This window comes from Marinomonas sp. CT5 (assembly GCF_018336975.1).
Lineage (GTDB): Bacteria > Pseudomonadota > Gammaproteobacteria > Pseudomonadales > Marinomonadaceae > Marinomonas.
Genome location: NZ_CP025572.1, coordinates 1,698,150 through 1,724,368 on the forward strand (window position 1 = coordinate 1,698,150; position 26,219 = coordinate 1,724,368).

General features: G+C 40.0%; 22 protein-coding genes. 14 read left to right on the forward strand and 8 right to left on the reverse strand.

The features are described 5' to 3' along the window. Positions 1-30: 30 nt before the first annotated feature. The gene (locus C0J08_RS07905; RefSeq protein ID WP_212655577.1) at positions 31-1,182 is read right to left on the reverse strand and encodes a histidine decarboxylase; all 1,152 of its coding nucleotides are present in this window, start codon (positions 1,180-1,182) and stop codon (positions 31-33) included. A gap of 371 nt (positions 1,183-1,553) precedes the next feature. Here C0J08_RS07905 and C0J08_RS07910 point away from each other — a divergent pair, with 371 nt between their 5' ends. After that, entirely contained in the window at positions 1,554-3,713 is a 2,160-nt protein-coding gene (locus C0J08_RS07910) for a condensation domain-containing protein (protein ID WP_212655579.1), read from the forward strand. A gap of 113 nt (positions 3,714-3,826) precedes the next feature. Here C0J08_RS07910 and C0J08_RS07915 read toward each other — a convergent pair whose 3' ends face one another. Then, positions 3,827-5,290 carry a glycosyl hydrolase family 79 N-terminal domain-containing protein gene (locus C0J08_RS07915; RefSeq protein ID WP_249344578.1) on the reverse strand — a complete coding sequence of 488 codons (1,464 nt, stop codon included), beginning with the start codon at positions 5,288-5,290 and terminating at the stop codon, positions 3,827-3,829. Positions 5,291-5,388: 98 nt separating this feature from the next. Between C0J08_RS07915 and C0J08_RS07920 the strand changes: the two genes are divergently transcribed. Then, positions 5,389-5,931, forward strand: a complete 543-nt coding sequence (locus C0J08_RS07920; protein WP_212655583.1) for a lipocalin family protein — start codon at positions 5,389-5,391, stop codon at positions 5,929-5,931. A gap of 23 nt (positions 5,932-5,954) precedes the next feature. On the opposite strand, the gene C0J08_RS07925 is transcribed toward C0J08_RS07920, so the two are convergent. Continuing rightward, a complete protein-coding gene (locus C0J08_RS07925) occupies positions 5,955-6,503 on the reverse strand; it encodes a hypothetical protein (protein ID WP_212655585.1) in 549 nt (182 codons plus the stop codon). Between the two features lie 162 nt (positions 6,504-6,665). Between C0J08_RS07925 and C0J08_RS07930 the strand changes: the two genes are divergently transcribed. The 5 genes from C0J08_RS07930 (at position 6,666) to C0J08_RS07950 (ending at position 13,400) form a co-directional block, all read left to right on the forward strand. After that, positions 6,666-7,886: a pepsin-like aspartic protease gene (locus C0J08_RS07930; RefSeq protein ID WP_212655587.1), complete on the forward strand. Its 1,221-nt coding sequence runs from the start codon at positions 6,666-6,668 to the stop codon at positions 7,884-7,886. Positions 7,887-7,913: 27 nt separating this feature from the next. Beyond that, the gene (locus C0J08_RS07935; protein WP_212655589.1) at positions 7,914-8,690 is read left to right on the forward strand and encodes an avidin/streptavidin family protein; all 777 of its coding nucleotides are present in this window, start codon (positions 7,914-7,916) and stop codon (positions 8,688-8,690) included. Positions 8,691-8,719: 29 nt separating this feature from the next. After that, positions 8,720-11,068, forward strand: a complete 2,349-nt coding sequence (locus tag C0J08_RS07940) for an ATP-binding protein (RefSeq protein WP_212655591.1) — start codon at positions 8,720-8,722, stop codon at positions 11,066-11,068. Continuing rightward, positions 11,065-11,967 (forward strand): GGDEF domain-containing response regulator, encoded by a 903-nt coding sequence (locus tag C0J08_RS07945; RefSeq protein WP_212655592.1) that lies wholly within the window; start codon positions 11,065-11,067, stop codon positions 11,965-11,967. The genes C0J08_RS07940 and C0J08_RS07945 overlap by 4 nt, the downstream gene beginning before the upstream one ends. Positions 11,968-12,071: 104 nt before the next feature. Then, entirely contained in the window at positions 12,072-13,400 is a 1,329-nt protein-coding gene (locus C0J08_RS07950; protein WP_212655595.1) for a DUF3422 family protein, read from the forward strand. Between the two features lie 71 nt (positions 13,401-13,471). On the opposite strand, the gene C0J08_RS07955 is transcribed toward C0J08_RS07950, so the two are convergent. The 5 genes from C0J08_RS07955 to C0J08_RS07975 all read right to left on the reverse strand — a co-directional run bounded on the left by C0J08_RS07955 (position 13,472) and on the right by C0J08_RS07975 (position 18,625). Further along, positions 13,472-14,227, reverse strand: a complete 756-nt coding sequence (locus C0J08_RS07955; protein WP_212655597.1) for a GntR family transcriptional regulator — start codon at positions 14,225-14,227, stop codon at positions 13,472-13,474. Positions 14,228-14,296: 69 nt separating this feature from the next. Next, complete coding sequence (locus C0J08_RS07960; protein ID WP_212655599.1) at positions 14,297-15,412, reverse strand: ABC transporter ATP-binding protein; 1,116 nt, start codon at positions 15,410-15,412, stop codon at positions 14,297-14,299. A gap of 34 nt (positions 15,413-15,446) precedes the next feature. Next, a complete protein-coding gene (locus C0J08_RS07965) occupies positions 15,447-16,310 on the reverse strand; it encodes a carbohydrate ABC transporter permease (protein ID WP_249344580.1) in 864 nt (287 codons plus the stop codon). A gap of 10 nt (positions 16,311-16,320) precedes the next feature. Then, positions 16,321-17,256, reverse strand: coding sequence for a carbohydrate ABC transporter permease (locus C0J08_RS07970; RefSeq protein ID WP_212655601.1), 936 nt, complete (start codon positions 17,254-17,256; stop codon positions 16,321-16,323). An 85-nt stretch (positions 17,257-17,341) separates the two neighbouring features. Further along, positions 17,342-18,625, reverse strand: coding sequence for an ABC transporter substrate-binding protein (locus C0J08_RS07975; protein WP_212655603.1), 1,284 nt, complete (start codon positions 18,623-18,625; stop codon positions 17,342-17,344). Positions 18,626-18,834: 209 nt separating this feature from the next. On the opposite strand from C0J08_RS07975, the gene nagB reads away from it, so the two are divergent. The 7 genes from nagB (at position 18,835) to C0J08_RS08010 (ending at position 26,075) form a co-directional block, all read left to right on the forward strand. After that, positions 18,835-19,635 (forward strand): glucosamine-6-phosphate deaminase, encoded by an 801-nt coding sequence (nagB, locus tag C0J08_RS07980; protein ID WP_212655604.1) that lies wholly within the window; start codon positions 18,835-18,837, stop codon positions 19,633-19,635. After that, positions 19,632-20,513, forward strand: coding sequence for a glucosamine kinase nucleotide-binding domain-containing protein (locus tag C0J08_RS07985; RefSeq protein ID WP_212655607.1), 882 nt, complete (start codon positions 19,632-19,634; stop codon positions 20,511-20,513). Before nagB ends, C0J08_RS07985 begins: the two co-directional genes overlap by 4 nt. Continuing rightward, the gene (gene nagA / locus C0J08_RS07990) at positions 20,510-21,673 is read left to right on the forward strand and encodes an N-acetylglucosamine-6-phosphate deacetylase (protein ID WP_212655609.1); all 1,164 of its coding nucleotides are present in this window, start codon (positions 20,510-20,512) and stop codon (positions 21,671-21,673) included. Before C0J08_RS07985 ends, nagA begins: the two co-directional genes overlap by 4 nt. 209 nt (positions 21,674-21,882) lie before the next feature. Continuing rightward, positions 21,883-22,092, forward strand: a complete 210-nt coding sequence (locus C0J08_RS07995) for a cold-shock protein (protein WP_012069364.1) — start codon at positions 21,883-21,885, stop codon at positions 22,090-22,092. Positions 22,093-22,518: 426 nt separating this feature from the next. Further along, positions 22,519-23,205, forward strand: a complete 687-nt coding sequence (locus C0J08_RS08000) for a hypothetical protein (protein WP_212655612.1) — start codon at positions 22,519-22,521, stop codon at positions 23,203-23,205. A 204-nt stretch (positions 23,206-23,409) separates the two neighbouring features. Further along, entirely contained in the window at positions 23,410-25,326 is a 1,917-nt protein-coding gene (locus C0J08_RS08005) for a sensor histidine kinase (RefSeq protein ID WP_212655614.1), read from the forward strand. 14 nt (positions 25,327-25,340) lie between these two features. Next, the gene (locus C0J08_RS08010; protein WP_212655616.1) at positions 25,341-26,075 is read left to right on the forward strand and encodes a response regulator transcription factor; all 735 of its coding nucleotides are present in this window, start codon (positions 25,341-25,343) and stop codon (positions 26,073-26,075) included. Positions 26,076-26,219 lie beyond the last annotated feature (144 nt).

Genomic DNA, 26,219 nt, shown 5'->3' on the forward strand with positions numbered 1-26,219 from the left:
TCATAATAATTCCAATCGTTTTTTGTGCCTTTATGAGTAGGCAGAGTGCTCAAGAAGTTCTTGCTGATCTATAATGATCGCCTGGATAAGCTCATCGATTTTCTGGGTGGTTTTATGGTGAGGCATTGTTATTAAATGCGCTAAAGGCCCTGATACTGCTAGGTGATAGTGCCTTGATACTTTTTCTGAAGGGCTAGGGAAAACCACGGTAATGGAGTTAGGGTTACGCCACGCTCTTATTCCGGCTGCTTGAAACTTATTCACGGCGTACTGTGCCATGTTTAAGCAATGTTCTATGCGCTGTCTCCATTCTAGAGGTGAGTATGAATGGATCGCACTCCACATCATTAATACTGAATGAGCGTTGCGTGATCCGCTAATCGTTTGATCTCGGGCTGAAATATAGTCGACATCGACCGAAATTAGATCGACATTTTTACATTTGGCAACGACAACCCCACATGGAATTGGGCTTCCTATCATTTTGTGACCAGACACGCTAATGGAGTCTATGCCATCAGCAAATGTGAAGGGTTGAGGGTTATTTACAAAGGGAAGAATCATCCCGCTTAATGCCGCATCTGCATGTAAGTAGTAGTTGGGTCGATCGATATGAATTTGCTTGAGTTGCAATTGGATATTGGCAATATTATCCACTGCTCCAGACATGGTTGTGCCGATATTGGCAAATATAATTGGCTGTTTGTCCTTGTTGAATAGGATCTTTTGTATCAGGTCATCTGTATTTATTTCACCATTATCTAGCGTGTCGACAAGGCAGGATTTCATCCGTAATAATTTGGCTATTTTAGCCACGGAATAGTGTGTCTCTTTGGAATAATACAAAGTCGAATTTGGAAACAGCTCCCTTGCTAGGTAGCAACCAAACATGTTTCCTTCAGTGCCGCCATTCGTTACATACCCCCAACTCTCTTGAAAAGATATTTTGAATAACTCGGCGAAGTACTGCATGACGTCTTTCTCAAACTCGAAAGAGTTCAGTGCGTAATTGCTCAGTTCCCGCCAGTCACCACAATTGTTCAAAGAAAAATTGAAAAAACGATATAAAGAGGAGTAATCAAAATCTGCAGACTCTGGATAGCCGATATTAAAGTACTGATGCTGTAAACAGTAGCTCCAAAAGGAGTCTAAACGTTCTTTATTTGCAGTAGATAGATTCATAATAACTCCGTTTATTTGATTAACAACACTAAGGTAAGAAAGCGTTAGATTTCAGGGTTACGCCGCTCGTTACCTTTATAACCCTATGTTTTATATTTACTTTTTAATTTTGATCCTGCTTGGGAGTTCTCTTAAAGATACGGTGCTTGACAACGGATTTTATGGTATCGATAATGAGAATGATAATCAACTGTATATTTTGTAGGGTTTTACCATTGCTTCAATTCATTCGTTTGATTGGGCAAATAGTCTGATCGTATGGGTTGTATGAGGAAAGAAAGGGTTTGTAAAAACGACGGTTAAGTAGCGCTAGTAAGTAACAGGGCGTTGATGTTTATTTAATTTTATTAAGGTTTGAGCAGAGGGATACTATGTTTACACAGGCTTTTAATTCTAGTGATACAGGGACATTTCAGGTTAGTGAGTATGAAGAAGAAATCTGGATGTTACAGTTGCAACAACCCGAACGTGTTCCTAGAAATATATACGCTTGGAAGATGGGTAATAGTGTTGATCTCTCGTTGTTGAGAAAAGCCATATTAAACGTTATCAAAGAACTCCCAAACCTAAATGCTCGATATAGCTTTAGTGATGAAGGTGAGATCATCAAATATTATTCGCAAGAATATGATGCATGTTTAACTGATTCTACATTGCAAGGTGATGTTGCCAGCTATTTAGAAACGCGTCGAAATTTAGCATGGGATGCTGCTACAAATCCTCCTTTTAGTAGCGTTATTGTACAGACTCAGCAAGAGAGTCTTTTGGTTATCGATTTACATCCTATGCTGGATCAAAGTCATACATTAGAAGAGTTGTTGGCCGCTATAAAACATCATTATTTACTGCTCTCTTCATCAGGTCTGGCGCTCTTATTGACACCACTTGAAGGATTCTCTATGGAACAAGGACATGGCCTAGAGCAGGCTATGCCATCCAGTACAGAACAGTCAAGTAAGAACCAAGTAGCAAACATCATACTAAATGAATTTCGTCTCGCTTTAGTTGACCCTGAGATGGCTTTGGACGATGACTTTTTTGATCATGGCGGCCACTCTCTACTGGCGACTCGTGTGATTGGTAAACTTATGCAGTCTCATGGTATTGAGGTGAGTTTTAATGATTTTTTTAAAGCTTCTACCGCATTATCATTGGCTGAACGTGCGGTTGCCAATGGGCACGTTGAGCAGAAGGTTATTACAACTCTGTCGCAAGAAAGTGCGGCGCCACTTACATTTGCGCAAGATTTTTTATGGCAAGCCTATTCTGCTTATGAGTTTAGCCCAATCTATAATTTACCTTTTGTTATATCCTTCGTTAATCGCGTTGACGAAGGGGTATTTCTTGAGGCGTTCACTGATATTTTAGTGCGCCATACAGGTCTACGAACAAAGTTTCATACGCAAGACGATGAGGTTACTCAGCATATCATTCCAGTTACGGAATTGAGCCGTTATAAATGGTTTTGGCGCGGAGATGAAAGTGTAGATAGGACACTTTCTTATGAAGCTGGGTATAAATTCGACCTTACACGCGAACTGCCTTTAAGAGTGCGTTTCATGAATGTTTCTGAAGGCGAATCCCAAGTGTTATCTTTGTTAATTCATCACATGGTAATTGATGAATGGTCTTTGAATACCTTGATGTCAGACTTATCTCATGCCTATATGGCTCGTGCAAATAACCAAGAGCCAATTTGGGGGGCGCCTGCACGTAATATCAATGATTTTTCTCTGCTGCAATCTGAACAGGGTTTAAATCAGCAGCATGTTGATTATTGGGTGAGCAAATTACATGGCGCGAAGAAAGGCTTAAGTCTTCCAGGGACAAACAATCCAGTTAATATATCGACCAAGGCTCAATGGGCGGAGCTTGATCTTGGAAAAGACGCATTTCAAACATTATCGGCCTTAGCTAAGCAGCAGGAATCGTCTCTTTTTAATATTTTGTACACTGCGATTGCCTTATCCCTGCATCTAGAAGGGAAACTAGATGACATTGTCATAGGTACTTCTGCATCAGGACGAACCAATGCTGATTTCTTTGATACGATTGGGTATTTCACCACTATGGTTGCTCATCGAGTGCAGTTTGATCGCCAGCAAACTGTTTATGAGTTACTGCAAAGTATCACCCAGCAAATTAATGAATCGCTGAGTTATGCTGATATTCCGATTAACTTGATTCAGCAAGAATTGGGTATGCCAATTAGTGAAGGTCTACTGTTTGATGTTTATATACATATCCATTCTAATAATGCGTTAAATGGCTCACTAAAATCGCCAACAGGCGACATATTTTACCAACAAGTTCCCCCAGAAAAGAATGACTCCATGTTTGGCTTACACTTTGAGGTTATGGATGATGTTTCGCCTGATGGTCATCATGACTTACGAATCGTGACTACGTTTCAAGAAGCGCGTTTCTCGTTGGAGCAGGTCAATAGCATTCTTGCAAAAGTGAGTAAGGTATTAACCATGCTACATGTTGAAAGTGGAGGTTCGAAAACGCTGGATCAAGTGCAACTATGACGCTTTATTGCTTTCAGTTTCGCTTTTAAAGACTGTTAGACGTTGTTTTTTTAAAAGCTTTTCATTACCGAAAATAGGTAGTGGGAAGCTTCTTTCAACTATGTATTGGCATTTTATAAGGTAAAGCACCAAAAATTGATGCTGTACGGGCTGACAAGATTAAGTTTAGAAAGCTTTGGAAAATCGCGGAGTTTAACTTTGCCATTTTTAAACTCGGGTTTGATGCCGTTGATAAGGATTTTCTTTGATGTAAGCGAGTCTGCCGTGATTTCAAAACGTTTTTTCTTTGACCCAAACCCATTGCAGTGAAGAATTTTTGGGGAGGCGGACATGTTGATGATGAGTAGGGTACATTTGCCTTGTTTTTTTGCACTGTGGCAATAAATTTGTACATATGGATCATTGCTTTGAACATCAAATACCAACTCACCCATGAGCTTTCCCCAAAGCCAACTAACCCAATAGTCTGGGTTGGGTTTCAAGGTTTTTCGGTTTATAAGCGCGTAATCTCCACCAATTAAGCTTTGTCTTATCATGACCTTTTGACCTATTTTGGCACCTCGGCCAAGTTGGTCGGCCCACCAAAAACAAGATACAAAACGGTCTGAAAGCTTAGCTTGGCCTCCACATTGGGCCGAACCAGTTTCTCCAGTCCAGAGTTGAGCATTTGGTTGAGAGAGGTCGCGCATTCTCTCTAGTTGCTTTGAGTAGCGTTCATAATCCTTAAGGGAATTCGGGGAGAGGATATTCTTAATTGTGGCAGAGCGGGTTCTGACTGGGGAACGGCTGCTTTGAAAAGGGTAATAATGCCAATCAACGATGTCGAGCGGTTCTTCTAAATAGCCTAAGAATGGGGCGGATAAGTTGCTAAGTGGCTTGATGGTTTCCCCCAGTCTTGGCCAGAAAGCACTGCCGGGGCCGGCAATTTTACTGTTGGGAGAATATTGACGAACACAGCGAATAAAAGCGTCGTAGTCTTTGGCGAGTTTTTTCGCACTAGGCTGAGATGTTAAACCATGGAATGCCCAATAGGCATTCAGTTCATTCCCTAGTTCACAAATATCGATTTTTTGTCCATGGGCTTGGCTGTATTGTAATAAGTTCTTAACCTCAATATCTTGCCAGAAGCCTTGTTTTCGTCGCTCAAATAGGCCGTATTTCATGGTGAACATGAGTGCTAACTCATTGCGTTGGCAAAAATCGTGAAGCCGATGCCACATGCTCTGTGTGATGAGAAGAGTGCTGGAAGACGGGAACGATGATATGGGGCTTGTAAAGTAGTGCACTTTATCGGCTTCTGAGCCACCAACGCGGACATAAGCAGGACCAAGGGCTTTTACAAATGAGTCAAGCTTGTCTTGCTGAAGGTTGAGTGGTTCTACTCGCTGCGTACCCAGTCCACGCTGTGTACCTTTACTGCCTTCCCACCAAAACCCACCTGCTAATACTGAAATATCAATAGAAAAAGATAAGTACCTTGGGTCTATCGCTGTAATAGGTGTTGCACTATTCAGGTTAACAATTAGCGATTTGTTCTGGCGAATATTGGGTTGTCTTTGTAATCGAGTCTCAAACAAAAGGCGGCTTCCGTCACAAAAGGTTTTGCTAGACTGCAATAAAAATGTGACATTTGTATGATGCCTTAAAGAAGTCATTTTTTATAAAGGGGAATTCAATGAAATTTATTGTTTGGACAATGGCGATTTTGTTGGCTGGCTGTACGAGTGCTCCTAAAAATATTAATCCAGTAACTCAGTTTCAAGTGGAGCGTTATTTGGGCACTTGGTATGAAATTGTGCGCCAAGACCATGCTTTTGAAGAAGGTTTGTCGAACGTTACAGCAACTTATTCTATGAGAGATGACGGCGGTATTGATGTATTAAATCGAGGCTACTCTGCAGAAGATAAGGCGTGGCGAGAAGCAGAAGGTCGGGCTTATTTTGTTAATTCCTCTGATGTTGGGCATTTAAAAGTGTCTTTCTTTGGGCCTTTCTATGGTGCTTATGTGATCTTTGAGCTGGACAAAAAAGATTATCAGTATGCCATGATCTCAGGTCCAAGTCGGGACTACTTCTGGTTATTATCACGAACTCCAACAATGCCGAATACGGTAAAGCGCCGATTGCTAGCTAAAGCAGAGAGCTTAGGATTTCCGATGGATAAGTTGGTTAATGTGGTGCAAAGGCAAAATGTTCAACAAGTCGATAGCGCCCAGTAATTTAGGGCTTACAGCTAGCGTTACTAGAAAAAAGAGCAGGTGATAGAGTTTTTGGCTGCATCGTTTGAGCAAACAGCGGAATAAGCATTAGGACTTTGGATAAACGCATAATGAGCATTTGAGTCTCTGCACAAGGCCAAAAAGTTTTCATATTCTTGCTTAAAGACGGCTTTTTCGTATTCAAAATCTATGATGCTTTCATCTGGGGCAATGTCTTTATCAAGTGCATCGGCCTCAGCTCGGGTAATACGGTAATTTAATGCATTGTATTGTCGACGTATTTGGTGACAGTAAGCACTATTTGGTGTGGTTTCATTGCATTCTGTCATTGATGTTTCGAGTTTTTCTTTTTCTGCTTTGTAACGCTTTAAGTCATCTACGGCTTGATTATTTTTGATTTGCCCTTGCTCAGCTCTGATAGAGGCAAGATTTAATTTTATTCTCGTTTGATTCAAGCGTTCTTCTTTTTTCAAACATGATTTTCCAAAATTGATTAACTCATTGCTATGAGCTGTACCCATGACGCTAAAGCTAAATAAAATAATGCCAGTTTTAATGAGTGAAATAGTCATAAAACGATTGATTCCGTTGTCCTTTGAGATAGCTTTTGAAAGCTAAGTATAAATGAGAATGCGTTATTGTTAGCCCTGTTTATTGTCACAATCTGATTTTAATCTTAGGGGTTAGCTGTTAGTTATATTTGAGCATGTACTGTGATCTTCAAGGAGTAAAGTATGAAAAAAAACCTATCAATGAATGGTGAAGCAACCGGAATTTCTATTACGCTTGATCGTGGCCCTTATCAAAATAATGGCGCATCGCCTTGGTATGCTTGCGTTGGTTTGGGAACCTCACCTCAGCCATTAAAATTTTCCTTTGATACTGGTAGTAACTTTATTTGGGTTACTTCTAGTTTATGCAAACCAAATACTTGTGAGCACTATGGAGATAAACAGTTCGTCTATCAACTATCGTCAAGCTTCACTTGGGTTGATGAGCAGGTAATGGCGGTTAGCTTCGGTCCTTGGGGAAGCATGGAAGTTCAAACGGGTCGTGATGTATTTACCTTAACGCCTCATCTAAACCAATCTGACATCGGATCTGTGTCTGTATTATCGGATATTTACCTTGCGAAATCTTATGAAGGCCCTCAGTTTAGTGAATTGGACTGGGATGGTGGAATTGGTGTTCCAAGTATGACGGACGTAACTGAGACAGCGGCCTATTCACCTTATCGATATCAGTCTTTTGCTAACCAAGCAGAAGCCGCCTCTTTTCATTTTTTTCAAAGCTTGATTGAGCAAAGAATTGTGAGTCCTCAATGTCCTTATGTAGGGTTTTTGACGGATATTGACAGCAAAGCAGGCCAGGTTCAATTTGGGCAGCTTGATGATGATTATAGGAACAGTCGAGAATATTTGTTTTTACCTTGGGATCAATACGCAGCACCGTATTTATGGACGAGTAAGATTTTCTCCCTTTCTATTGGTCATAAACAGGTTATTTCCCCTGAGTCTTTGCAGCAAGAGCCTTATTTTTTTGCTTTAGATTCTGGCTCCTCGGCTTTTAAAGGTGATGTTACTTTGATGAATACTCTTTACAACATCGCGTCTCAAACAAAAGAGGATGTTGTGATTGAGATTGGCCGTACCGATGCTGGAGATGTGGGGAAACTAGTCGTTACTGCGGATATGTACAATGTTTTTATTGAAGAAGGAGAGGATAAGGGAAAGGTCATAACTCAGTTTCAACCTCTTGAAGGGGGAGATTATATTGCCTTGGTAGGCTCTGTCATGATGGATTATCTGTATACCGTGTACGAATATTCAATTCATTACATTGATGGTAAGCCAAATCTTTTGCCTGTCGGTATGTGGGTTTTTAATAAACCCTCGGGGCCTAGAGTCATTACAACCCTCCAAGAGCTTCCAGCGCGAATTTTTGATGTTAACTGATTTCTCTAATAATTTAAGGGGTAAGGTATGTCTTTGATTTTAAATGGTACTTGGGAAAATAGTTACGGCTCTACGATGACATTAGAAGTGGGCAGCGATGGCTTGATTTTAGGTGAATATGGTTCACATACTGGATCAACTGGAACTTATATCGTTGTTGGCTATTGTCGACCGATCAATCCAGTTCAAGATGCTTCGCAACCATTAGTGCTGTCTATTTATTGGCGTTCAACTGGCGATGAAGAGCCCGATGAAGGTTCGCATTGGGTATCAACATATTGTGGTCAGTTAGACAGTACTGGACAAATGACGGTGATGAACTCCTTAGTAACGACAACTCAGTATCAGAATTTTGAGCCTGGTGATTACATCGATAAGCTGGTTTTCACTAAATCCTCTTCAGCGTTACCTACTAACCATATTAAACATCTGACCCAGCAAGACACTGAAGTGGCTAACCCCATAAATGGGATCTGGCAGAGTACAGAGCAACGCGTTGAACTGGCTTTGGCTTTACAGGATCAGCGGTACGGCTTTGTGTCTGGTTGGCTAAGCTATAATCATGAGCGAGTAAAGGTATATGGTTTTACTGACACCTTGCCTCAACAACATAACAATATATTACAAAGTGTCAGTTTGAGTGGTTATATGATGAACACAGGCCAGCCTATTTCGCTTGTTGGCCGTATTGACCAAGATGCTGATGTGTTAGCGGTTTCTAGGTGGCTAGCTAACTCGACTTCCGCTGATGATGCTTTCTTTCAAGCGAGTTCGATGAATTGGCAGCTGGTTAAGCAATCCTAGATGGGGCGTAATATTGTGAGGGAAAACAAATGAACCTAAGTGACGTTTTTAACCAACAAGAACATGATCAAACCATCATTGATTGTTTTATAGAAATGTGGCGTTATTCCGCTGACCTGATGTTTATTATGGCAGTGGAAAAAAACGGTGAGTTTTCCCTTTATGATAACAACCCGGCATCTCGGGCTGTTATGGGGTTAGAGCAAGGAGCAGAAATACATCGACTCAATTTAAGGGTTCAGTTTGGGGATGAGATGGCAGAGCAGGTCTATAAGACCTATGAGCAAGTCATAGAAAGTGGCAAGCCTACTTCGATTGAACAGACAGGGATTCGTGGTGATGGTAGTCGTATTTATTTTGATACTTTGTTTGTGCCTATATTTAATTCTGCTGGGGATCCTGTCTTTGTTTGTGGGGTAAGTCGTGATATCACAAAAATCAAAGATGCTGAAAATGTGGCATTGCAAGCCAATGAAAAGTTACTGGAATACAGCGCTGCTTTAGAAAGTGTTAATCAAGATTTAGACCGTAAGGTTCAAGAACGAACTTCTGAACTGGAAACGGCGAAGCGAATAGTGGAAGAAGCGCTTGAGGCAAAATCTTCTTTTGTGGCTCGTATGAGTCATGAAATACGAACGCCAATTAATGCTGTTATTGGTTTAAGTCATCTGACGCTTAAGACGCCATTAAGCTCATCACAGAAAGATCACCTGCATAAAATATTAGCCTCTGGAGAAGTGTTACTTCGTCTGGTAAATGATGTCTTGGATTTTTCGAAGATTGAAGCAGGAAAAATGGCTTTAGAAGTGGTGCCATTCTCTCTTGATTCTATCGTTCAATATGCCATTGATATGAATAGTCTCAAAGCTAAAGAAAAAAACTTATCGCTTAATGTCGATATTTCTAAGTCTCTTCCTAAAATGCTGTTAGGTGATCCATTACGCATTCAACAAGTTTTGGTTAACTTGGTTACTAATGCTGTTAAATTTACGGAATACGGTGGTGTTAGTATACGTGTTTATTCTGAAACGAATATCGATAACGAGATGTTATTCAGATGTGATGTTATTGATACTGGAATCGGTATCTCAAAAGCATATTCAGATAAATTATTTAAAGCATTTCAGCAGGCAGATGACAGTATTACCCGCGAATTTGGCGGTACAGGCTTAGGACTCACTATTTCCAGACAGCTTTGTGAGTTAATGGGAGGTGATATTTGGGTTAAAAGTGAGATAGGCCAAGGCTCAACTTTTAGTTTTACTTTTCCTCTTAATACTCCTGATTCATTGTTAAATATCGAAAATCATATAGAGAATGAAGAAAAAAACATTCCTGATTTATCTGCTTTTTCAGTGCTACTAGCGGAAGATAATATAATTAACCAAAAAGTTATTTTAGGTTATTTAGAGGATACTTTTATAAAAGTAGATGTTGTCGAAAATGGTCAAGAAGCTATCAATAAGTTGAATGAGCAAGAGTATGATCTGGTTCTGATGGACATACAGATGCCTGTAATGGATGGTTTAACGGCGACAAGAAAAATTAGACAGTCTAGTGTTTATGGTGATATTCCAATTATTGCGATGACCGCCCATGTCTCAGAAGAGGCAAAAGAACAATCTGCCAAAGCCGGAATGAATACTCACCTTGATAAGCCTATTAAAAAGCCTGAGTTATACAAAAATTTACAAAATTATCTTACTAATCAAGAGTATTATAATACTTCACATAAAGCTGGCATAGCTTCTGATAGTGATGCGTTAACAAATATTCAGGCATTATCAGAGCTTGTAAAAATAGAGACATTAGATACAGCTAAGGCGATAAAAAAACTTAGTGGAAAAGAAAAACTATATATCAACATAATACAAGCCTTTTATAAAAAGTATGTTGATTTTCCTTTGGAGAATTTTTTTGGTGATAATATGGTAAGGACGATTCATACATTAAAGTCTAATTTAGCCTATATTGGAGCCTATGAGTTGTCCTCATATTGCTTGATCATTGAAGATCAATTAAAGGAAAATATGTTAAACGAAGCGTCTGTTGAAAATCTAATAATTGCCTTGAAGAAGCTAGTGACTGATATCGGTGAGGCGATAGCGCCTTTCGTATCTAGTATTAATAAGAGTAGTACGCCTTCTTATAATGAAAAAGAAATTGTTTCTAATATTGAAGATATTCTCGTTTTATTAAATTCGTCAGATTTTTCGGTAGAAGATAGACTTAATAGGCTGCGTCAAATGGTGCATGGAAGCAAATATGCCTTGGATATTGAAAGTTTAATTAATGATGTAGAGAAAGTTGAGTTTGAGTTGGCTGCGATTAAAGCAAAAGAACTTATTTTAGCCATTCAAGGTAATTTACGGCTATGACAGAAAAGCAGAGTGTTCTAGTCATTGATGATGAAAAAATCAACTTAAAACTTATCCGCGAGATGCTGAATGATGATGTCGATATTATGCTTGCCCAGAGTGGAGAGCAGGGCATTCGTAAAGCGGTTGAATACCAGCCGGATCTTATTTTATTGGATGTTTTGATGCCACAAATGGATGGCTTTGAAACGATGAACCACCTTCGACATGATGCACGAACCAGCGCTATTCCTGTGATTTTCATTACGGCTTTAAACGATTCAAGTCATGAAGAAAAAGCACTCTTAATGGGAGCCAGTGATTATATTCAGAAACCATTGCACACTAATATTGTACAAGCCCGTGTGCGTTTGCATTTGCAATTGGTTAAGCAACGTAAAATGCTTGAGCTGCTCGCTAATATTGATCCTTTGACCTCTCTTGCAAATCGTCGAAAATATCAAGATGTATTTGATCGTGAATGGAAGGATTGTGTCGATAAGAAAAGCTGCATGTCTTTGTTGGTTATTGATATCGATAATTTTAAACAATATAACGATTGTTATGGTCACGCCACTGGCGATAAAGTATTAAAGCAGGTAGCGAGTGTATTGGCGTTGCAAGTTTTGGAAAAGGGCACAGTCGCTCGTTATGGTGGAGAAGAATTTGTTGTTTTGTTGCCTAGCCATTCTCAGGCAGACTCTATGGAGATCGCTAGTCAATGCATGCAGAGTATAGAAGCGTTAAATTTAGCTTATAGTCATAACGACTTTAGTGGCAGGGTGACGGTTAGTGTCGGTGGGTGTACAAAATCCCCGACTAAAAATTGTAACCGTGACGACCTTTTTAAGGCTGCGGATGATATGCTTGGTGTTGCCAAAAAGAGTGGTAAAAACAAGATGTTATGGAAATTGCTGTAGGCACTTTCAAATAGCTACTGAATATTTTTTAAGGTGCTTTTTTTCAATCAAATATTTTGTTTTTGTCCTGTGCCCATTTTTATACCTAAGTACCGGAAAAAACAGTGACTCAAGCTAATAATTCCTATGGATTAGATATTCATCCATTACGCGATGTTCTTTATGCTGAACTGCACTCGCGTCCTTTCCAAGTTATCCCTAGCCCTGCTCGAATCAGTTATCTCGCTATTATGGTTGCTTCAGATCAGAAACAAGCCGAGTTCGAGCATTTTTGTTCACTCTATGATCATTTTAATGGAGTCCCACCAGAAAATGACAGTGTGTGCTTTGAAGTCGATTTTGGTCATTTTAAAATTCGTCGTGATAAGCATCTCGAATTCATCTCTTACATGATTATTGATACTCAAGCTGATATTTCGAAGGGATTTTTTGAGCAAAATGCCTTGGCTTGTTTGCCCTTCGAGTGGCTATCGAGTTTGCCCGGTATTACTATTGCCGCGTTTCATGTGACAGTGGAAGACGCACGAACGATACCCGAACCTGATCTTGCCCTTGTTAAGAGTCATTTTGAAGGGATGCGTTTAATTGGTAGTCGTCCGCAAAATGGTGATGCACAAGTGTGGACGACGTTTCAGCTACATAGTGATGGTTGTGGCCGCTTTTTGATTTACAACAAAGGCATGAGTGATAGTCAGCTCGGGCGCATGGTTCAGCGTGTTGTGGAAATTGAAACCTATCGTTTAATGGCATTATTAGCCTTACCAATGGCGCGGAAATATAATGCTGAATTGGTTTCTATGGACGAAGAGTTAGCGCAAACCACCGCCAGTTTGTCAGACGCCACGGAACCACTTGATGAACAGGCATTGTTGAGTGAATTGATTGACATGGCGGCTTGGGTTGAGGCGACTCGTGCTAAAACCTCTTTTCGATTTAGTGCCACAAGGGCTTATCACGAATTAGTTCTAAAGCGCTTGAATGAATTAAAAGAAGACGAAGTATCAGGTCATTTAACCATTACCGAATTTATGACGCGACGCTTAACGCCAGCGGTTAGAACCTGTAATAGCACCGGAAATCATTTGGAAAGTCTTTCTACACGTATTGATAGAGTGTCAGACATGATGCGCACTCAAGTAGAAATGTCGATACAGTCTCAGAATCAGCAATTACTCACTTCAATGGACCGTCGCTCTAAAATTCAATTAGCGATGCAGCATACCGTTGAAGGTTTGTCTGTTGCTGCGATTAGTTACTACAGCGTAGGACTCTTGAAGTTTTTAATAGAAGCCGTTTACGACAAAGGCGTGAGCTTTGATAAAAGTTTGGTAATCGGTCTGTCTGTGCCGCTTGTTGTTGGTGCAGTATGGCTTGCGACGAGAAAAATTCATAAGAGATTTTTGTTGTTGGCTAAAGCAAAAGAAGAGAAGTAGGTGGAATTCTGCTTTTAAAACACAAAAAGGCTTTCTATTGCTTAAGTCGAAAGCCTTTTTGTCCGTTTTTATCAAATCGTGTTATGAATCTCAGCGACAAAGTCATAAGAGTCCCCAGGAAACCATGAGCGTGTAAACTCAATGGGCGTTCCATCTTTTGTTATCGCAGTACGTTCTATATACAGTACGGCACTGAGTTCAGGGATATCGAGTAAATGTGCTCGCTGTTCATCAATGCTAATAGCACGAAGGCGCTGAAACGCGCGAACAGGGCGGCAGCCTTGTTGTTCCAGTAAATCGTAGAGTGATCCTTCCATCGCAAATGGGTTGAGAATGTAATTACTTGGAATCGTCGCCAATTCAAGCGCCATGGGTTTACCATCGGCGTAACGCAAACGATAAAAACGCACGACTTCTTGCTCTGCTGTTAGCTTAAGTGCTTTACATTCATCCTCATGAGGCATTCCCAACGAACGGTCCAGCCATTTTGATGTAATGGCTTTGCCGCGGGCTTTCATCACTTCGGTAAAGCTACGCAAGTGGTTTAGCGGTTGTTCAACTCGTTCGCTGACAAAGGTTCCTGCGCCTTGGCGTTGTGTCAATACGTCTTCCTTTACCAACTCGTCGATGGCTCGGCGCACAGTGACGCGTGAAACATCAAGATACTTGGCCAGATCTCGCTCCGGTGGAAGCGTATCTCCGCCAAGTACTCGACCAGCAGAAATAGACGCTAAAATGGCTTTTTTTACCTGCATATAGAGAGGAATGCCTTTTTCTCTCAATGCTTGGGCCTCGCCAAATAACTCATTAACCCGATTTTGGTTCATATCAGTGTCCTGAACGGGAAAGGGTCCCCGTATTCGTGCTTATTTTTCTAAGGGCTAAGCAGGCTAGCTCTAAAGAGGAATGGTCGCAAAAGTATGCGCGTTGACTCTCGTTAAAGCCTTGCCTTGGTGATCAAATAAATACAAGCGATTAGGTTGAATACCAAAGGTAATTTTATCACCTGCTTGGTGTTGGTTGTCACCATCCACCTTAAGCACCATTTCGCCTTCTTGACCGATATCGACATATAAATAAGACAATTCACCAAGGTGTTCTATCAAAGTAACTGTGCCTTCAACAGTATTATGTTGGCATGCGAGCGCCATATGTTCTGGTCGCATACCCAGTTGTACTATTTCTCCCTGATTTAAGGACGAAGTATCAACCGAAGCTTGAATAATGCGGCCAGATTCTAGCACAAGTTGCGTGTTTTCAGGATCAGGTTGGCTGACTTTCGCGCTTAAAAAGTTCATTTTGGGTGAACCAATAAAGCCAGCGACAAATTGTGTTTTCGGATGGTGGTACAAATCCAGCGGCGTGCCAACTTGTTCGACACGGCCTTTGTTCATCACGACAATTTTATCACCCAATGTCATGGCCTCGACTTGATCGTGGGTAACATAAATCACCGTGGCTTTTAGTTCCTGATGAAGCTTGCCAAGCTCAACACGAGTTTGAACTCGTAGTGAGGCGTCTAAATTAGACAAAGGCTCATCGAATAAGAAGACTTTCGGGTCGCGTACAATGGCACGACCGATGGCAACGCGTTGGCGTTGGCCACCAGACAATTCTCTCGGTAATCGCTCCAATAAATGATCAATCTTTAGCTTCTTCGCCGCTTCCATAACCTTGTTGTTCACAAACGCTTTGTCTTTGCCGGAAATTTTTAAGCCAAATGCCATGTTTTTAAACACGTTCATATGTGGATATAAAGCATAAGATTGAAACACCATAGCAATGCCGCGTTTGGCTGGCGAGCGTCCATTGACGCGTTCGTCATCGATGTACAAGTCGCCTTCGGTTATATCTTCCAGCCCAGACAGCAAACGTAGCAAGGTCGATTTACCGCAACCAGATTCGCCAATCAATACGACAAATTCGCCGTCTTTGATATCAAGGTCGATGCCATGTAGTACGTCCACATCGCCAAAGCGCTTTTTAATATTGTTAAGTTTTACATTAGCCATGAAATAAACCTCCAACGGTCAAAGATATGAAATATTATTTGACCGCTCCGCTCGTTAAGCCGCGGATCAATTGTCTTGAGAAAATGGTGTATAGGATTAGCACAGGAACGATCGCTAGAGTTAACGCTGACAAAACCGAGTTCCAGTCTGTGACGTATTGACCAACAAACTGCTGTACGCCAAGGGTAATAGTGCGAGTTTCTTCACCCGGTGAGAGTATCAATGGGAACCATAAATCATTCCAAATCGGAATCATGGTGAATACGGCAACGGTTGCCATCGCAGGTTTCAATAGTGGCAAGATGACACAAAAGAAAATCTTGTATTCGCTAACCGAATCGCAACGTGCTGCCTCGGTTAGTTCCTTTGGGATAGTGCGTACAAACTCCGATAATATGTATACCGCAAGAGGCAAGCCTTGGGCTATGTACACCAGCACTAGTGCGGTAAGCGTATTTACTAAATCCAGGTTAACCATCAGACTTAAAATACTCACCGTGCCAAGACGTATTGGAATCATGATGCCCATGGCAAATAAGAAGGTAATCAGCAAGTTGCCCTTAAATTTGTATTCCGTCAAAGCCCAAGCGGCCATAGCGCCAAGTAAAAGCACCAAACCGACCGCCAAAATAGTGACGACCAAACTGTTCCAAGAATATAAGCCGAAGTCTGATCTCAATAGAACTTGTTGGAAGCCCACTAAGGTAAAGGAGTCACTGTCTGGTAAGCCGAGTGGATCACGGAAAATTGCACGACGTTCTTTAAAGGCATTAATCACAACGACGAGAATCGGAAAAAGAGCAATCACGGTATAGGCCAATAAAACAGCATGCACAGTAACTCTTTTAGGTACTTGCCTCATTCCAGAGAAAGGTATAAGACGACTAAATAGTTTCATCATAACCTCCTTAAAATTGGAATCGCTGAATGCGACGTTGAATAAAGAATAAGAACAGCATAACGCCCACCAAAATGATCAAAAACATCAGTGTTGCCACCGCAGCACCCATGGATGCGCTACCTTGTTGTAGCTGGAAGCCAAAGAATGTTCGGTAGAAGAAAGTTCCCATTAAATCGGTCGAAAAATCTGGGCCGGCAAGGGCGCCTTTTACCGCATATATCAGCTCAAATGCATTGAAATTCGCCACAAAGGTTAAAATTGATACCATGGCGATAGTTGGCAAAATTAACGGTAATTTGATGTGCCAAAAGGTTTGGAATGAATTTGCGCCATCAACGACACTGGCGTCGACAATGTCATCAGGAATATTGAGTAAGGTAGCGTAAATCAACATCATCGGAATACCGACAAACTGCCAGACGGAGATAAAGGCTAAGGTGATCAGCGCGCTGCTTTCTTTACCAAGCCAAGCATCGAAGTATTGACCAAGACCAATGCTGTAAAGAAAATTTTCAGAAATGCCCCAAATAGGGCTTAATAACAACTGCCAAACGAAACCTATAATCACCACAGAAAGCATGGTAGGCATAAAGATAAGTGTTCGATAAGTACCGGATAAACGCAGCTTTGGCGAGCTCAATAAAACAGCAAGAAGTAGCCCAATCGGGTTTTGTACAAGCATGTGAATCGCGAAGAATTTGAAGTTATTGCCGAGAGCGTTCCAAAAAGCCTGTGACCAAGTATCGTCTGTTACCAAGGTGATAAAGTTCTGTAGACCGACAAAGCCATTTTGTCCTTGTTGCTCGTTATATAAACTCAAGACGAGCGTATCGAGCAAAGGGTAAACACTGAAAACAACGTAAATAAGCAATCCTGGCCCAAGGAAAAATACCAAGTGCCATGGGAAAGGTTTCTTTTCGTCATGTTGGTTGGATGGAGTCATAGTTTATCTCAATGTAACGTGCTATCTAGATAAATTGCATTTAATTAAGAGGCCACCCTAATGGACGACCTCTTAATGGTTTAGTTTATTGCTGAGGTTTGTACCATTGCTCCAAGCCTTCTTGTGTTTCTTTGGCAGCGGCTTCCGGTGTCATGGTCCCATTGATTACCTGAGCGCTTACGTTCCAAAGTTGGTTCTCTAGGTTTGGTGTACCACGAGACAGGATTTGATATGAGTTACGAATGGTCGATTCACACTGTTGACGCCAGCTCATAAACTCTTGTGCAACAGGATCCTTGATGTCAATTTGATGATCAGACAATGGGAAGAAGCCCGGTACCGCATTCGCATAAAGAGTGGCGAACTCTTTACTTGCCATCCAATTTAAGAAGACTTTAGCGGCTTCTTTATTGGTCGAGCTGGCATTTATGCCAATACCCATATCGGTATGATCACTGATGTAACAAGTGTCTCCTGCTTTCGCAACTGGTGGCGGAAAGGCGCCAAATTGAAAATCAGCTTGATTATTGAATGTCTGAATATCCCAAGAGCCTGCTGGATAGATAGCAGCACGACCTAAGGTAAATAGGTTCTGTGAGTCAGAATATTTCTGCGCTTCAAATCCTCGACCTAGATATGGTTTCCACTGGGCAAGTTCTTTCCAAGTATCTACGTAAGCTTTGTCTGTGAATTTTTCTTTACCGCTTAGTAGTGCTTTACGGCCTTTTTCACCTTGCCAATAGTTTGGTCCGATATTCTGGAACCCCATTGTTGCGGCTTCCCACTGATCTGCGGTTCCCATTGCTAACGGTATATAACGACTTTCTGATTTGATGGTGTCAAGTGTTTTGAAGAACTCATCGCGTGTTTTAGGAACGGATAAATTAAGTTCTTTAAAGATTTCTTTGTTGTAAATAAAGCCATGAATAACCGATGCAACAGGCATACAGAATTGGTCTTTACCATCGTCCGTGACCCAAGCGCTTTTCGCTACGTCAGAGAATTGTTTTAGGCCTTTTAGATCATTTAAGTTGGCAAGATAACCGTCTTTATAAAGATCTAATGCCGTATCGAATGGACGACAAGTGATTAAGTCGCCAGCAGAACCTGCTTTTAATTTTGCTTGTAAGGCTGAGTTGTATTCCGTTGGAGGGGTTGGGGCAAAGTTTACTTTTGTATCTGGATGGCTTTTGTTGAAAGCTGGAATGATGACATCAGACCAGATATTGGCATCATCACTGCGCCAACTTTCTATCGATAAACCGTTTGCAGCTTGCGCTGTGCCAATGCTGCTAAGCAGAATGGCGGCTAGACAAGTAAGCTTTGTTGCTATTTTTTTCTCAGGTGAAGCGGAACGAACATTGAACATGAGTACTCTCCGATTGTGTTTTCCATTTGTGATATGAGTGCTTTTTATTAGGTATTAAAATATTATTGGTATTTTTTAGGTATTGCTAAGTTTTAAAAATTAGCACCAATTATTCGTTCAAGCAAACAAATATGACAGAATTGTGGAAAATAAATTAATATTGCGCTTTAATTGGTTCTATATTGGTTTTATAAGGGAAGAGAGGTCTTATGCAAGTTATCATTCTCCCATCAGCTCATGATGTGGCTTTATATGCGGCTGATCGTGTTGTTGATGTGATTAATACCAAAACGAAACCTGTGCTAGGGTTGGCGACAGGGTCTACACCCATTGCTTTGTATAAAGAATTGGTGGTGCGCCATCAATCGAAACAGGTGTCGTTCCGTCAAACCACCAGTTTTAATTTAGATGAATACATTGGTATTGCTGATTCCCATGAGCAGAGCTATCGCACTTTCATGAATCAAAATTTGTTTGGATTAATTGATATCGTCGCGGCGAACACCCACGTCCCATTGGCTGAGAGCCAGGATGCAAGCATTTTAAAGAAAAGCGCGCAGGATTATGAAGCGAGTATCCTGCAAGCGGGTGGTATTGATTTGCAGATTCTGGGTATTGGTTTAAATGGTCATATTGGCTTTAATGAGCCTACCTCCAGCTTTGCGTCGCGCACACGTATCAAAACCTTATCTGAATCTACTGTTGCCGCGAATAAGCGCTTTTTCAAAGAAGGGGAATATCAGCCACATTTAGCACTGACAATGGGAATTGGTACTATTTTGGATAGCCGAGCAGTGTTACTCATGGCAACCGGAAAAGCCAAAGCTGAGGCGGTGAAAGCCATGATTGAAGGTCCGCTTTCTGCTATGTGTCCCGCATCGGCACTGCAACTACATGAAACGGCAACCATAGTATTGGATGAAGAGGCGGCTAGCTTATTAGTGCTGAAAGAGTACTACCAATGGTGCGAACAAAAACGACAACAATTACATGAGGGGAAAGTGTCATGAGCGGCTTATATATAGGAGTGGACGGAGGAGGAACCTTCTGTCGAGCCCGCTTGGTTGATAGTGATGGTAATGTATTGGGTGAAGCTGTTGGTGGTTCGGGTAATCCAAGAATTGGCATTGAGGCGGCGTGGCAGAATATTATTAATGCCTGTCTTGAAGCGTGTCATCAAGGCAATATTCTTCCTGAAACCTATGCGAAAATTACGTTAGGTTTAGGCTTGGCGGGTGCGAATCAGCCGTTAGAACAAGAGCAGGTGATTTCTCAAAAATCCCCTTTTGGACAACGCTACTTATTAACCGATGCGCATGCGGCTTGTTTGGGAGCGTTTAACGGTGAAGATGGCGCGTTATTGATATTAGGCACTGGCAGTTGTGGTGTTGTTTATCAACATGAACGATTCAGCATTGTTGGTGGTTGGGGATTTCCCTTATCAGATCAGGGGAGTGGCGCACGTATTGGCCTATCCGCACTGGAATATTCGTTAGCAGCGTTAGATGGTATCTCGCCTTCGACGCCTTTTACTGACAGTATTAATGCTGAGTTTTCTTTGTCTGCGGAAGAGTATGTGTTGTATCAAAACCGTGCCCCACTTCCGAAAGAATATGGGGCTTTTGCTATTCAGGTATTTCAATTTGCTCAGCAAAAAGATCCTATCGCACTGAAAATTATTCAGCAGCAAGTGGAATGGATAAGTCAGTATTTAGACGCTTTAATCACCAAAGGTGCGCAGAAGATCGCTTTGGTAGGTGGTGTGTCAGAGGCTATTTTGACGTATTTGCCAGAGCGTTTTTCGGGTTATTTTTGTCAGCCACAAGGTGATGCCATGGCGGGCGCTATTTTGATGGCCAAAGCTCAGATAGGAAGGAAGTCAATATGAAGGAACATACAAGAACAACATTATTTGCAAAACGTCTTTTCGATGGCGAAAACTGGTACACGAATCAAAAAGTGACCTTCGAAGGCCAAATTATTGAGACCGTCGTGTCTACAGAAGATATTTCTGATGTACAAACAGGCTATATGGAAGTGGTTGAGGTTCTGGCGCCAGGGTTTATTGATGTGCATGTAAATGGCGGTGGTGGTGCTTTGTTTAATCATACACCGACCATTGAAGCATTGAAGCGCATGGTCGCTGTGCATGCGCAATTTGGCACGGTAGCCATGATGCCAACGCTAATATCTGATGATTACGAGATCATGTCGCAAGCTCATCAAACGGTTTGCCAAGCACTGAAACAAAATATGGCTGGCATTTTGGGGATGCATTATGAGGGGCCTTATCTAAATCCTATTCGTAAAGGCGTGCATAATGAATCAAAATTGCGTAAACCCACCGAAGGTAAGTTAGCCACATTATTAGAAGTCAGTCGCAGTGGAAAGCTCATGGTGACATTGGCGCCAGAACAAGTGCCTGAAGGGTTTATTGAATGGTTGGTATCTGAAGGTGTTATTGTTTGTATCGGTCATTCTGCAGCGAACTATGATCAAGCAAGGCAAGCTGTGATAAATGGTGCTCGTGGTTTTACCCATTTGTTTAATGCTATGACCCCTTTGGTGAGTCGAGAACCTGGTGTGGTTGGTGCGGCTTTACAAACCGATATACCTACTTGGTGTGGTTTAATCGCCGATGGACATCATGTGCACCCTGCTAGTATGCGAGTGGCCGTTGCCGCGAAAGGCTGCGAACACATGCTTTTAGTGACGGATGCTATTCAAAGTGTTGGTTCCGATGAAAAAGAAATGCCTTTTTTAGGTAAAAAAGTGTTGCGTTATGAAGGCAGGGTTACCACAGAAGATGGCACATTGGCTGGCTCTGATTTAGACATGGCAACGGCTGTTCGTAATACCGTTAATCTAATCGGGCGAACGCCAACGGAAGCCTTGCAGATGGCGTCATTAAGACCCGCTGAATTTTTAGGTATCGATAATCACTTTGGTCGTATCAAAGAGGGATATAGAGCGAGCCTAGTTAGCTTAAGTGAAGATTTATTTGTTCAATCAACATGGATTGATGGACTGAAAGCGTGGGATAGGTAGTCACTTATTTTAAATAAGTTGTAATAAAGCTATCTATCCAAAGTGGATCTCTATATGATGGCGGCACAAGCTAGAAAGAAGTCTAAATTATTAACTCTGCAATACGTTGTTTTATTCATAAAATCCTCGTCCTGAAAGTTTCTAAGTACAAGTCTATTTTTTTTGCATAACCCAGCCCTAAAGGGCTAACTAAACTCAGGTGATTATTTATGTCTAATACAGTGAAAGGAACCGTTAAGTGGTTCAACGAAATTAAAGGTTTTGGTTTTATTGAGCAAGAGTCTGGTCCTGATGTGTTCGCACATTTCAGTGCTATTGCTAGCTCCGGATTCAAAACCTTGGCTGAAGGCCAACAAGTCGAATTCGTTGTTACTGCTGGCCAAAAAGGTCCTCAAGCAGAGAACATTACAGTACTTTAATTAGTTATTAAGAATATTAAAAAAGGGTAAGTTCTTTGGAACTTGCCCTTTTTTTATGTTGGCGGTTTATTGCAATACTTTTATGTTTTCATTCTTTTTCTGCCTCTAACCATTATTTCATAGGCAGTGATGTATCTTGACTTGTCAACAAACTTACACCTTTTGACATTTACCTTGTGAATTAATGGCTTCTTGGAAGCGAAACACCTCTCCTGTCTAAAAAACAGTAATATTTTGTCTTGTGTCCTATTTGTTACCTCTCAGCAATTAATCTAAATGCTAGTTATGTTAGTTCTATGCATTTTCTCTTACTTCATCGTATGTAGCGTAGGCTAAATAATCTTAGAAAATATCAAAACCTATAAAACGTAAGTTGAGCGCTGTTCATACTATGAGCTATGAGCTATGAGCTATGAGCTATGAGCTATGAGCTATGAGCTATGGTGTTTGGCTTTTGTGTCAACCAGACCACAGATGTTTATTATGGTAAATCAAAGTAACATAATTCAGAGTAATAAAGAGCAGCCTGCCTTTAGACGGAGTAAAGCTTCTCAGGATAAAGCTATTAAGCAAAGGCAAAGCGCGGATTATGATGTACATTTGGATGGAGTGGTGGAGGACTCATTATTACCACTTGAAAGTGCAACTACTACAATATTTCGAGTTGCGTTGCCAACAGGCTACTATAAAGTAGCTGAAGGCGATAGCATTGAACTATTGTTACATGGGGAGTCTTTTTCACCAGCGAAAGTTATTACTTTAACCAAGTCTGATATTGCCAAGGGTTATGTCGATTATATGCTTACAAAAGGGGATCTAGCACAAGAGGGGGCCTTTCTTACTTCAATTGTTACCTATGAAGGTAAAGCTGTGTATGAATCTTTAGAGTTATTGACTAAAGCACAGCGTAGCATACTGATTATCCTAATTACTGGTTTTTTGGGATTTTTGACTTGTCTGGCTGTGACTCCATTCGATGTAATGAGTGTGGTAAATTGCTGGTTGGAGCCGATGAATAAGGCGCAAACTATTCGCCATAGAATGAAACTGGAGGCTTTGGTGGAGAGGGAAATAGCGAAGAATGGTTTTTCTTTGTCGCGGGCTCCTTTGTAATTAGAAGTATTGAGCTCAGAGGGATGGGTTTATTAGGTTGGTGATATGCCGTCGATTAAATGAACCTTAGGCGTGCCTTATTCTATTTGTTGCTACTAAGGGGATTGAAAAAGGGGTAAGCTCTTTAGAGCTTATCCTTTTTTTTGTCTAAATTTCTATCTGAAGGTGCAAAAGTTAAACATTTCCTATATTTATGTGAACTATATGGTCCCTTTACATCGTTTTTTTTTATTAATATTTTTGTTGTTAGTTTTTTCTAATTCTGCTTTTTCCTCACCGGTTCGTTTAGGTGCCGATATAGTTTATAAGTATTATGAAGATAAAAGTGGTGATCTTAATTTAGAAGAATTTTTAAATATTCCTGATGATGAATTAAGAAAATCAAATAAAATTTTATCAAAAGGATATACAGGTTCTATTTTCTGGATAAAAGCAGATATCAGTGATGAGAGGTTAAAAGATGAAGAGCACTGGTTGGAGATCTTGCCAACTTATCTAGATAGAATTGAGTTTTATTATAGGGAGATTAAAAGCTCTGGCCCCTGGGTGAAAAAAAATGCTGGTGATTTTAACGAAAGCTCTGGATGGGACTTTAATTACCATGCCCCTTTATATATATTGCCCGCTTCATCGAAAGGGTACTCTTTAATATTTAGGATCTCCACCAGTAGTTCAATGATCTTGAATATAAGGATATGGAATCAGAAAGAATTTATTTATCATGCATTAATAAATAATACATTTTGGATTTTTTTCTTTGGTGTTTTTTCTTTAGCTAGTGGTGTATTTTTATTGCTGGCATTAGTTATGAAAAAAAGAGAATTCTGGATTTTATTCCTTTCAACAACAATATATTTTAATGTGTTTTGTGTACAAGGATATTTTGATTGGATGTTGGGGCAATATGGATTTTATCTACAACATTATTTCGTGTGTTTTACTTCAATTACAACATTCTCTGTTGTCTTGTTTATGTGTTCGGAATTATTAGGGCAGCGAGATGAAAATAAGAAAACCTATTTTTTTATTAAAATTGTCTTATTGATTATGCTTGCTCAAGTTTTTTTTGTTTTTTTTGATATGTACTCAATTGCAATTAGAATTGTATATTCGTTATTTTTGCTTGGGTCGTGTGCCATTTTGTATTTGTGTTTTTTTAGTCTTTATAAAAATAAAATTAATTTGGCTCGTTTTTTGATGGTGTTAGGTGTTATTTCATTGCTTTGTTTAGGTCTGTATAGGGTAATGATTTTGAATGATTTTATATTTACCCCAGAAGGGGATGGATATTTTTGGCAGGTATTAGTTGCAATTATAATGTTTTTTATGATGGGGGTGACAATGCTAAATGTATACAATAAAAAAATTCAATATATAGAAAGAAAAAGTCTGATAAGAGAACTAAATATAGAAAGAGAGAACCGATTTCATCAAAGACAATTTATCAGTATTGTTTCTCATGAATTTCGTACTTCCTTATCGATTATTTCTGGTGCTATAACCAATCTTCTTAGATTTCATGATAATGATAAACAGCTAGAAAAACGCTATAAACGTATTGAGAGAGCTAATAATAGACTTATACAGCTAACAGATAATTGTTTAGCTGATGATAGGCTAACCTCTAAGGTAGAAAGCTTACAATTAGAAAAGCAGGATCTTTCTAAAATTTTGCTCGATGCTAGTGATTTGATTTATATGTTTGATCATCATTCTATTAAGTTTTCATGGAACCACCAGTTGATAGATCCTATGTATCTACCAAAATTACCTGTTAATGCAGATTATGCAATGCTGCAAATTGCTTTTTCAAATATATTCGATAATGCATTGAAATATATGGAAGAAGGTGTTTTGGAAGTTGATATATATGAGGAGGGTGGTTTTTATTTGATTAATATATTAGACCATGGTACCGGTATTGATAAAGAAAAAGAAAATGAAATATTTGAACGATATAAAAAAATTACGCGAAGCGGAGCAGATAAAAAATCAGGTGTTGGTTTGGGACTTTATGTTTGTAAAAATATCTTAATCGGACACAATGGAAATGTTGTGCTGCTGCATAATTCAAATGAAGGGTGCTGCTTTCAATTTAGAATTCCCAAATTAATAAATTGATTAAGGTATTATTAATGTATAGAAAACCTAATGTTGCAATTATTGAAGATAATGAAGATTTAATGGATGATGTTCTGTTTTTCTTACAAAAAAGTGGATATGACGCTTGGGGAAGTAAAAGTGCAGAAATATTTTGGCGTCAACTTCATACGGAGCCAACAGATATTGTTCTTATTGATATTGGGCTTCCTGGAGAAGATGGATTAAGTGTCGTGAAGCATCTTAGTTCATTAAATAAATTCGGTATGATCTTAATTACAGCACGAGGTGATCAACTGGATAAATTAGAAGGCCTGAGTAATGGTGCCGATTTGTATTTGATAAAGCCAATTAATTTTTTAATGCTAGTTGAAGCAATTGATAGACTATGGAAAAGAATGTGTGACATCAGTTTGGTATCAACAACATACGAAGAAAAGAATGTGGTAAAAGAGGTTAAGCAGACTCAATTTAAAAAAATTAATTACTGGCAATTGGATGATAATACTCGTATAGCGATTTATAAAGGATTATCTGTATCTTTATCGATGCAAGAATATACATTGTTAAAAAAATTAGTTGAGTCATCTGGAGAAATACTTAATAAAAAATATTTGCATGATTCTCTTTTTGGGTATGTCGAAGTTGTTGATTTACATAGAGTTGATGTTCTCCTTAGTCGTTTAAGGATGAAATTAAAGGAAAAAAATATTACATTTCCAATACATAGTATTTTTGGTAAAGGGGTTATTTTTAGAGTAGATGCCTGAAAGTTTTAACCCAATTTGTATACTCATTTTATAGAAAGTGAGACTTGAATTCTGACTTCATAAATCAAGCTAATCTAAGAGATGTGACTAGCGGTGGTTCGCCCAAGCCTCACTCACTCCAGCCGTTAAGAAGATGTTATTCGC